The organism is Caballeronia sp. GAWG1-1 (genome assembly GCF_023631465.1).
Taxonomy (GTDB): Bacteria; Pseudomonadota; Gammaproteobacteria; order Burkholderiales; family Burkholderiaceae; genus Caballeronia.
Window position 1 is genome coordinate 277,478 of sequence record NZ_JALQDB010000034.1, and the last position, 10,100, is coordinate 287,577.

Sequence of the window (10,100 nt, forward strand, 5' to 3'; positions counted from 1 at the left end):
GATTGCCCTCTGCTTGATTCGAAGTCACGCCGCGTGCGGGCTGACATATGGCTTGAGATAAGGATTGATGCCGGGAGCAGGAAGCGCCTCGCACACACCGAGCGATATCTCGATGTCGCGTTCCGCCTCGGAGGGCAGCACGACGGTCCAGCCGAGCCGCGGGGCGCGCGCACCCAGCAGGACGCCAACCGCCGGTGTCGGAACGAAACGCGAGGACATCTGCACGCGCAAATGCACATCGGCCTTGACGCCGATATAGAGACGCACCAGTGCCATCAGATCGCGATGCAGCCACCCACCGGGCAGGAGATCGTTGGCCTGCTCGGCGTCGCGCGGACGCATCGTCACACGCACCGCACGGCTTCGATAGGTAATTCGCTTGCCGAGCACATAACCTCCGCCGAGGCCACGTCGCTTGCTGCCGGCGCTTGCGGCACCCACGTCTTTCGCGCTTAGCGGCGAACCCTGTTCCGTGCGCTTCGCAACCGGCCAGAACTCATCGACCCTGACCTCCACGCCGGGCGCACCAAGCGCAATGACGCCAGCCAGACCCTCCGGCGTGCGAGTACGTTGAACCATCAGACTTAGCAAGGCGAGCATGCGCGAATCTGGCAAACCGGCGCGCGCGGGCTTGTTGCCCCAGCCGAAACCAGCAAGACACAAAAGCTTTTGCGAGTGCTGGTCCGTACCGCCGTGGCAAAAACTTTCCGGATAGCGATACTTCTTCCACGCCCGATAAAGCAGCGTCGCCAGCCGATGATTGAATTGGTCGAGAAACGCTTCGACTGCTTCGTGCCCCTCCTCGCGCTGGACGATATCGTCGAGATAATGCGTCGGCATCGTCGCATCGACGCCGTACAGACCCATGAACGTAGTGCGCACGGTAGGCGCAAGCAGGGCATCGCCCTCGTCCGCGAATTCGACACTCGCCATTTCGCCTGCGGGAAAGCCCATGCGCGGGCGCGGCCTGAAGCGCACGGGTTCGTGTTCGGGCGTGTCACGCTCGCCGAAACCCGGCCTGTTCGGCTCGCTCGCCTCAAAAAGACGGCACAGTTGCATGAAGCTCATTCGCGGCGCGCGCGCGAGCAACGCGGCGACGAACGGTTCGACCCCCGATAGATCGCGCGCCGTCATAGCGGAGCACGCCGCGTCTTGCTGCGCGGCCATTCGATGCGAGCCTGCGAAGGCAGACTCACGATGGCGAGCTTCGTGAAGAGATTGATTTCCGCATACAGTTCGAAGAAGCGATGCAGCAGTTCGGCGAACAGCATCACGTCGCCTTCGCCCGAGAACGCCTGCGAGTCGAGCGTCACTTCGATCAGCACGCCGCGCTCCACAGCGCCGCCGGAAATCTCCTCCAGCAGTTGCTCCGAGACGTGCAGAATGCCGGCGAGCCGCCGCCGGTTGAGTTCGTCGTTGGTCCAGTCATAAAGTGCGAGCGCGCCGCGCAAGACCTCGGCGTTGAGCATCGATAGAAAATTCGGCGCGCGATGTGACAACACGCGCCACTGAAACCGGTCGCCGGTGGGCGGATAAAGCGGCAGCGTCGGCGCGACGAGATTACGCACGCCGCCCACGTTTGGCGTGCTGAGCGCGAGCTCGTCGATGCGCGCTTCGCGCAAACCCTTACGCGGCAACATTCCGTTGGTGCCGGTCACGCGTAGCGATATGCTTTCCTCTGGCAGCGTCTGCATCGAATCCCATGCATGTCCGCCAAGAATCACCCACGTCTCGTGTAGACCGTCCATACCCGGCCGCACGCGCGTATGGAAGTATCGTTCGGGCGACTCGTGCCGCAACATGCCTCCGCGATGTCGAAACGTCGCGAAGGGAACATATTCGAAGCGCTCGGCGGTTTCGTGATCGAAAGATTCGGCGGCATCGACCGAATAGGTTTCGACGTGCCCGCCCTGATGCCCCGCGGGCACCACGCGATACTCCGTCTCGTGATGATTGATTACCACCGGCTCGGCGTCGAGGCTGAACAGGTTGATGACCGGCGTGCAAAAGAGACGCAAATTGTCTTTGTTAAAACGCTGATCCGACGGATATGCATGCTTCAACACAATTTCGAACTCGAAGCGCGTCGCGCCCACCGGAAGCATGTCGATGTCGAGCCCGCAAAGATCGACGAACAGAAACTTCTCGCGGAACGTGAAATATTCGAGCAGCAGCTGATAGCCCGAAAATGCAGCATCAGACTTAGGCCACAACCGTTCTTCAGGAGAGAACCCTGCTGGTTCGATGCTCACGCCTTTGCAAGGCAGGGCCTCGCCGTTACGAACCTCGGGGATGCGCCATTCGATGGCGTCGACCTGACGGGTCAGCGCAAGGTGCATGGCAAACGCCGTCGGCTGATCCGCGCTCAGGTGTAGCCGCAGGCGCGAGAGATCGGTTTCCGTGCGGCGCGCCGAGTTATCCAGTTCAAAGGCTATCCGAATGACCGAACGGCCGTCGTGCCGCACCGCGGGGCCTGCCTGCAAGAGGCGCAACGGTTGCATGGCGACGGGCTGCGTCGTGCGGTAGAGGCATTGCACCGTCCGAGGCGCAGCGGTTGTGCCTGAATCCGTCGGCACAGAAATCGGCGCGGAGCGCACCGCGACGCCTGCCGGGACATATGCGGTTTTTTGCATCCGCTCGCCTTGCGGCAACAGTTCCACGACGGACAGCGATGGGATCATCCGCAAGTAGTGCGGCCAGAGCAGGCTTACGATGCCTTCTGTCAGCTCCGGCAGTTCGTCGTCGAGTTTCTGCCGAAGCCGGCCCGTGAGAAACGCAAAACCTTCATAAAGACGTTCGACGTAGGGGTCGCGATCACCCACGCGATCGAGATTGAGCATGCGCGCGCGATCAGGATGCGCCCGTGCGAACTCGCGCCCAGACTCGCGCAGATAACGCATTTCTGCTTCGTAGTAGCGCAGGACCGGATCGCCGCGCGAGAGGTCCTGATTGGGGTCTTGTGTCGATTCGTCGTTCATCTATGTTTTCATGACAGCGTGAGCGCACGCGCCGGGTCCAGCACGATCAGTTCACTACGCAGTTCGCCGATACGGTTGGTCAGCGTTGTCTTGTCGGCGTCCTTGCGGACGCTCATCGTCTTCAATGCACGCATCAATTGCTGCTTGACCTCAAAAGCGAGCGCCGGCTCCCAGCGTGCGAGAGGCAAGGTGCGCGTAGCGGCATCGAGTTCCGCGAGAAGTGAGAGTGCGGTATCCGCGCGGCCGGCCTGCTCGGCCAGACGCGCCATCATCAGGCGCTGCAGATAGCGATGCTTGTCTGTCTTCATGCCCGGCAGCGCATCGAGCCAGATAAATGCAGCTTCAATACCATCGCGCGCGGACAAATCACGCGCCTGTGCTTCGATCTCGGGCCAGTCTCCGGCCGCACCTTCCGCGGCATTTGCCGACACCGGCAACGCCGCGATACTCTCGCCTGCGTCAAGATCGCGCACGACGGCGTGACGCGCGATCCACTCGAGCGTGACATCATCGGCGAAAGGTGTACCGTCAGTGAAGGCAAGCCGCTCGATGCCGGGAAGACGTTCGAGAAAGAGCGCGAAATCCGCGCGCAGCAAATCGCGCCATGCATCATAAGGCGTGCCTACGTTATCGAGCGCAACGTGCTGAAAATGTTGCAGATCGAACCAGAGGTGATTGACCCCTTCCATGAACGCCGCTTCGACGCGTTCCAGCAACTCGTTCCACTGCTTTTGCAACACGAGGCGCTTGAACTGCTGACGCAATTCGCCGCGTGGCGCGGCGAGGCGGGTTCGAGCGCCGGCATCCGCGGGCGGGACTTCGTGAAGCGTATCCCAACGGATACTGCGCACGAGTCGCGCAGAAGGCAGATAGCCGTTTTCCTGATCGCGCAACCATGCTGCCATGGTGCGAGCCTGATCGAGCAATTCGCGCTGCGATGCGATCGGGGCGCTACCGGCAAGCGCCGGAGCCGATGGAATCGGCGCGGTCGTGCTCGGCTCGGCGCTTTGTATGCCGTCGTCCTTGCGTTGGAAGCGAGAGGCGAGCATCTGCAAGTTGGGCCGCGCCGTTTCCGGCCATGTGAGTGTCTTTCCGACGATCGCATCGAGCGCGGCGACCGCGCGTTCCACATCACCAGGATCGAAAGCGTCCCGGCTGTCGAGCAAGTCCAGCGTGCGTGTCGTGGCGAGCATTTCGAGCGCGCCCTTCCTGGCTTCGGGACGCAAAGGCAAGATGGCATCGCCGAAGCGGTCGATCATGGCAGCAGCGAGTTCGAGACCATCGACGAAGCCTTCAGGTCCATCCTGACGCAATCGCGCAAAAGCGTAATGGCCCGCGACACGCAGATCCTTGCCGACTTCTTTCGTGATTTGCTCGCACGAGCGGACAATCAACGAATCGTCGATGCCCGAAAGTTTTCCTGCTTCATCCTTCAAGCTGAAGAAGGCGTCTTCGTAACCGGGATCTCGACCGACGCCTGCATCTCCGGGAAGCGGCGCGAGCCAAGCCTCCCAAGTGTCGAGGCGAGTGCGAGCAAATTGGGCAGCATCGCGCGAAGGGAAAAGCGTTTTAAAAAGACCAGCAAACATCAATGCATCTCTATGGTTGCGCCTTGCGGCAAGGGAATGCCCAACTGATTCGCCGCAGTGAACGCTCCGGGAGGCAGCGGCGGAGGGTTCGAGGCCGCCGACGTCGCCTTCGTCTTCGCGGGGTTATTGACCAGGAAGACGCGCTCCGGCAAAGCGAAGTGTCGTAACACAAGCACATCGAGCGGACCCGCGCCGCCTTCCGCGCGCATCTGCACCGAAAGCGGCAGCGCCTGACTTTGATCGGGTGTCCAGGAAAGCAAGTAGCGCGCGCTGTCCTGTTGCGTAACCTTCGCACGCTCGAGCAGGCGTATCACGCCGAAACGGCCTTGGGCATCGAGGGCCGAGCGCAGGCCGCCTTGCGCCGTTTCCCATTCCAGATGCGTGACGTTCTCCAGCGACTGGCCCGGCCATTCGAAGGGCATCCATTCTTCTTGCTGATTGAAGTACTTGAACGTGCGGCCCGCAAGCACGAACGTCATTTCGGTGACGCCGGGAGTTGGTACACCACGGAGATCGAAGCGGACGTGTGCATCGCCGGATGGAAACATCACGGTCGAGACGCGCGTGAGCTTGTTGAGCGCGATGAGGAACGCGGGATCGAGCGTAAGCGCGCCCTGATTCGCGCCCTGCGCCGCGACCCAGTGATCGCCCTGCCGTTCGATGATGCCTGCAAGTTGCGTCGCGACAAACTGCGCAATCACGCCATTGTCGAGTCGCAGGAAGCGCGCAAGATCGGGCAACGATGCATCGTTGTCAGAATCCGCGAACGGATAGCGGGATGCGAAGTTGCGATTCCAGTCCGCGAGAATGGCCGTGCGCCAGATGTCATTCAGACTTGCGGACGCGGGGCGCACGACAACCTGCCACGTCTGGTCGAAGGGAGCTTCAAAGAGTTTGCCGAAACCGGCCCAGCGCTCGCCGAGGCTCGCGGACACACGGCTTGCGTAGTCGCGGCTGTCAGCAATATCCGAAGTCTTTCCTTGCAGCATCGCTTGCGCCGCGGCGCGCGACATGGCGTCCGGGTCGGGACTGGACATCATCTGCTGCGTTCTCAGGCGCATGGCGGTGACGCGTTCGAGATAGCGCGGCAGACTGAGGTCGCCGACAGGTTGCGGCACGCCTTTCCCATTCGCGGACGCAGCGGCCCCGAGATCGCTTCCGGTCAGGCGCAGGACGGGGCCGAATGCTTCGGCGAGCGGGGTGTTTCTAGCTTGAGCGCGCTTCGATGGGTCTTTCTCGTCGGCGCCCACGAGTTGCTGCGCCTTCGTGATCAGACTGTCCGACAACGTTTGCGTCGATGCGCCGGCGCCGGCCTGATAGACGATTGCGTCCATCAACGCGACGAGCGGCGAGCGTTGCGGGTCGCCGAGCAGTGTCAGTTGATCGACCGTGCCTGAAAGCGACGATGCATCCTGCCAGCGAATACCGTTAAGAAATTGCGCCCAGGCGCGGGAGTAGTCATCGAAGTAGCGTTGGCGAAGCTCGGCCTTCAGCGCCAACGGCGATGTATTGTCGGCTTTCGCGTCTGAGAGCACCCAATCGCCTGCGACGGTGTGATGTTCGCTCGCTTCGTCGATCGCTTTGGGAATGCGTTCTTCCCAAGCGGCGCGCGTGAAAACGCCCGGGACCGTGGCGCTCGTGCTGAAGAAGCCGCGACTAGGATGATCCCCGAGGATGCCGGCCAATGTCAGCGGCGGATATTTGGGCTTGGTTTCATCGATGATCTGCTGGTAGATCGCATCCGTCGAATTCTGGATTCCGCGCACGCCAATGATCGTCTGACGCGCCGACGCTATCAGTGCCGCGTCGGGCGTCAAGGCCGGCGACGCCCCGTGCTTTAAGTGGCTTGCATAGAATGCAATTGCGTGCTGGCGCAGGTCCTCCCACGCGCCTTGCGTGAGCGTCGCATCTTGCTGACGCGCAGGTTCGTTGGTGGCGAGTAGCTGCGTCGTAAGGAAGGTTGCGTCGGCGTGCTCGGGGTTGGCGAGCATGAGATATGTTCTCAGCGTGTCATAGGCTGCCTGAACTTGTGCGTTGCCGCCACTGGCGATTTCGGCATCCGATAGCGAGGCAAGTTGGCTCAGGCGGTTTTCGAGTTTGGCTTTGATGGGAACGATCAGGACGCGTGAGGCGGCGTTGAGGTAAGCCGGCCAGAGCCGCTGGTATAGGGCGGCGTCGTGGTTCAGACCGAAGCGGGTGTAAAGCGGTGCGCCTTCCTTGCTGCGGATTTCGAGCGTGTCGAGTTGTTTGTCGAGCGCGTCGAGGGAAAGCAAGGCTTGCGTGGGATCTTGGGTAGATGAGACCCGACTCGATGTCGACGCCGCCTCTTGCATCGCCGACATGTTCGCCGCACCTGAGATCGCGGACCCCAGAAGCCAGACTGCTGTTGCGGCGATCAGCGCCCACGCCGCTGCGCCAGGCCACGAGAGGCCGACGCGATAGCCATGGACCTTCCGGCTGTGGTCGGCGATGGCGCGCCAGACCGCTGGATAACGCGCTTGTACGTCACTCGTGGCCAAATTCTGCGCGGCTAGCGTTCCTGAAAAAACCGGAGCGAAGAGAAGTCCATGAACATCGTTTCGCCAAACTTCAGATGCAGCAATCCTTGACACGAGACTACTCAATTTCTCGCGCGCTCCGTCGATGTGCTGCGATAGCTCCGCGATGACTCTATCTCGCGGATCGCTCGCAAGACGAGACACACCCACGCCAGCGAGGTTCGTAGCCAGATCAGAAAGCGACGCTTCCACGTCCATGCCGGGAATGAGTCCGCTCGACCAGGTCAAGCCAATCGCATCCTCCACAGTCCGCGGTGTACCGCGACACGCCGCAACGCTGACCACGTACACGGGAGCGACCCAGCGCATAGTGCGGGAATTTCGCGCAAGCTGCCGCGCCAAAATCGCTCCGTCGCGCGACTTATTAGGTTCATCGTCAACTGAGATGATCGCCGCCACTGCGTCGATTGAGCGCCAGCGGCGGAGCCGTCGAACCCGCTCCATCCACTCGTGGTCGGGTTCATCATCCATGTTATTCGCATAAAGTAAAACGATGTCACCGCGAACCGCATAGCGCGACATCGTCAGTCCAGGCACGAAGCGATCCACAACCGCTTTCTCTCCGACGACGAGGAGCCAACGCGTCCGGCTACGCCAGTGACGAACGCCCTCCAGCAAGCGCACCAGTTCCCGTGCCGCCGCAACAGGATCGAAGCGAATCATCTTCCTTGTCTCGGAGGTCGCAGACGCCTGCGAGGTTGCCGCACTGATCCAGCGCGCCCTCAGTGCCATACGGTCTACCACAAGCGTCGAAGCAACCACTGCCAACAGAACGGCAAGTAGACCGAAGCCGATTCCGACAAGGCGATCAACACCCCAACCGAACTCCCACCCAACAAATCCGATGACACATGCGACAGCGACTAAAGTGCCCGCCGCCACCCAGAGCAACAGCGCTTGACCGTTCTCGCTCTGCCCCTCTTCTAAATTGTTCTTCGACACAATCATTCTCTGATATTGCTCTGGACATCGATGGAACCAAACTGGCCGCGTCGTTCCCTTCATTCTGCCGGTGGCAACCGCCCGCCCAGCGCATGAACCAGCTCTATTGCCCGCGCCTGCACCAGATACGGATGCAGCAATCGTAGCGACAACGCTAGGACCACTGCACCCGCGACACCCATGGAGACCCATGGAAACAGATCCGCTGCCTTGAAGAGCAGCCCAAGAAGGAGCGTCAGAGTGGGCAATGCGCACGCAAGAATGGTCGAACCATGCTGCCCCGAGGAGGGCGGCTTGCCTCCGCGCTCTACGGGAACCGCCTCGTCCGCAGCGGCAATATAGAGTCGTGCGTGCTTGCCTTCCTGTGTCGCAAGTAACTGCGGACCTTGCCCGTATTGAACTAGCTCAGCCGCGAGAGCCAATGAAAGCCACGGACTTATTGGACCGGTTGGGCCAATAGAATCGCCGATGTTGATCATGCCGGTCGTTCCTCCTTCGAACACCAGGCCACAGTCACCGACAGCGCGAGCGAGCCCGTAGCCTTCGGCCTTTCCGAGATTGCAGTTCCAGCCGGAGCGGATTTGCGCAAGCGGCAACGCTCCGTAATCTCCGAGTTGATTGAAGTCCGCGATCATCGTAGCGGTGGAGGTCGGGATGGAACGATAGATTCGAACAACGGGCTCGCCAGTGTCAGTTCGCGCAAGCTGCGGCAGGAAAACAAGCGCAGCCGCCGATTCGGTAAACTGCGCCAATTTCCCTGCATCGTCGTGAATCTGCATGGTCAGAACGAGCAGCGGTACACCATCACCGAGCACGTGTCGCTCTATCATCGACCAGTTCAGAGCAGAGACCACCTCTACCGACGCAACCAGATGCAGGCCCGAAGCGCTCCATAGTTTTTTGACACAGTCTTCGATTGCTACGCCATCCGCATGCTCTCCCGCCCACGCGACGATTCGCAGAGCGTGATCGATGCCGGAAGAAGTTAATGCTACTTCCACTCCCTTGAGTAGGCGCTCAAGTATCTGCTCAGTGCGGCTTGACTTGAAATCATCCTTGATTTGCTCGAGCCGGCGAACCTCGCTCTTGTTTTCTGGCACCGTCCCTGACAAGCCTGCGATCTTCTCGGCCAACGCGTCTTCAACCAGAATGACCGAGAAGCCGCCAAGTACGACGTACTGGCGGGACCAGTGTTGCCATGCCGAAAGGACCGCGCTCGCGTAGTACTTCACGGAGTCGACGCCAAACAATCTCATGGCCGCGCAATGGCCGACTGCACACCAAAATAAGAGGCCGGCGATCAGTGGGATACCGATGAGGCAAAGCCAGAAGCCCAGGCCGCCGGAGCGGCCGTGAATTTTGAGCCAAAGGTAGAAGATCGCGACGGCAGCCCCGAACACGATGATGAGCGAGCCGACGATAGGCGCCCAAGGAGATGGCTTTCTGAAAACCGGAAGGCGCTCGAATTCTGGAACAGGCCAACCCATGCTTAGATTCCAAATTCATCGGTGCTGGCAAGCACCCGTGCGCCGCAGCTGGTTTTACAACCATGTACCGCGATGGGGCGCCCGCCCTCTACATAGCCATCATCGCCTTCTATGATTTTTACGGTGCCGTGCTCTGGGCACTTCACGAGATCACCGCGCAGTGCGCACGCCCGGTTTCCGATGACGAAAGTCGTCGACGCTTTAATGACGCTTCCCCCGTGCGTGGTTGTGTCGCCATACCGTATAGGTGCTTTGCTCATTCCGCGTTTTCTGGTTGGTGAATCATTGAATTGTCCTTCCGATGCACGACTTGCTCGGCGCTTCAGCTTACTGATCTTCCGTTTTGCCGAGCAAGCGCGAGCCGAAGTAGACCGGCGCGCCAAGCGAATAGGCTTCCAGTGAATAGATCACACCGGGGATTCCCGACAAGCTATCCTTCTTCGGCACGATGCCCAAGTTCGGATCGCAATTCATGTGCGTCCAACCGGTGTAATTCTTGACCTCGGGTGCTTTGCTCTTTAGGTCCTTGAATTCTGGAAGTTCGTA

The 10,100-nt window shown here is 60.7% G+C and carries 7 protein-coding genes; all 7 read right to left on the reverse strand.

What is annotated here, in order from left to right; translation table 11 throughout:
- Nucleotides 1–24: 24 nt before the first annotated feature.
- On the reverse strand, nt 25–1,167 hold the full coding sequence (gene tssG / locus NCT03_RS24555; RefSeq protein WP_250494246.1) for a type VI secretion system baseplate subunit TssG: 1,143 nt from the start codon (nt 1,165–1,167) through the stop codon (nt 25–27).
- Entirely contained in the window at nt 1,131–2,978 is a 1,848-nt protein-coding gene (tssF, locus tag NCT03_RS24560) for a type VI secretion system baseplate subunit TssF (protein WP_250494247.1), read from the reverse strand. The genes tssG and tssF overlap by 37 nt, the downstream gene beginning before the upstream one ends.
- Nucleotides 2,979–2,986: 8 nt before the next feature.
- Nucleotides 2,987–4,567 carry a type VI secretion system protein TssA gene (gene tssA, locus NCT03_RS24565; RefSeq protein WP_250494248.1) on the reverse strand — a complete coding sequence of 527 codons (1,581 nt, stop codon included), beginning with the start codon at nt 4,565–4,567 and terminating at the stop codon, nt 2,987–2,989.
- Nucleotides 4,567–8,130 carry an ImcF-related family protein gene (locus NCT03_RS24570; protein WP_502800415.1) on the reverse strand — a complete coding sequence of 1,188 codons (3,564 nt, stop codon included), beginning with the start codon at nt 8,128–8,130 and terminating at the stop codon, nt 4,567–4,569. Before NCT03_RS24570 ends, tssA begins: the two co-directional genes overlap by 1 nt.
- Nucleotides 8,127–9,554: a KPHS_23130 family T6SS system protein gene (locus NCT03_RS24575; protein ID WP_250494249.1), complete on the reverse strand. Its 1,428-nt coding sequence runs from the start codon at nt 9,552–9,554 to the stop codon at nt 8,127–8,129. The genes NCT03_RS24570 and NCT03_RS24575 overlap by 4 nt, the downstream gene beginning before the upstream one ends.
- 2 nt (nt 9,555–9,556) lie before the next feature.
- Nucleotides 9,557–9,814 carry a PAAR domain-containing protein gene (locus NCT03_RS24580; RefSeq protein ID WP_250494250.1) on the reverse strand — a complete coding sequence of 86 codons (258 nt, stop codon included), beginning with the start codon at nt 9,812–9,814 and terminating at the stop codon, nt 9,557–9,559.
- Between the two features lie 67 nt (nt 9,815–9,881).
- The coding region (locus NCT03_RS24585; RefSeq protein ID WP_250494251.1) for a hypothetical protein at nt 9,882–10,100 on the reverse strand (219 nt) is incomplete at its 5' end.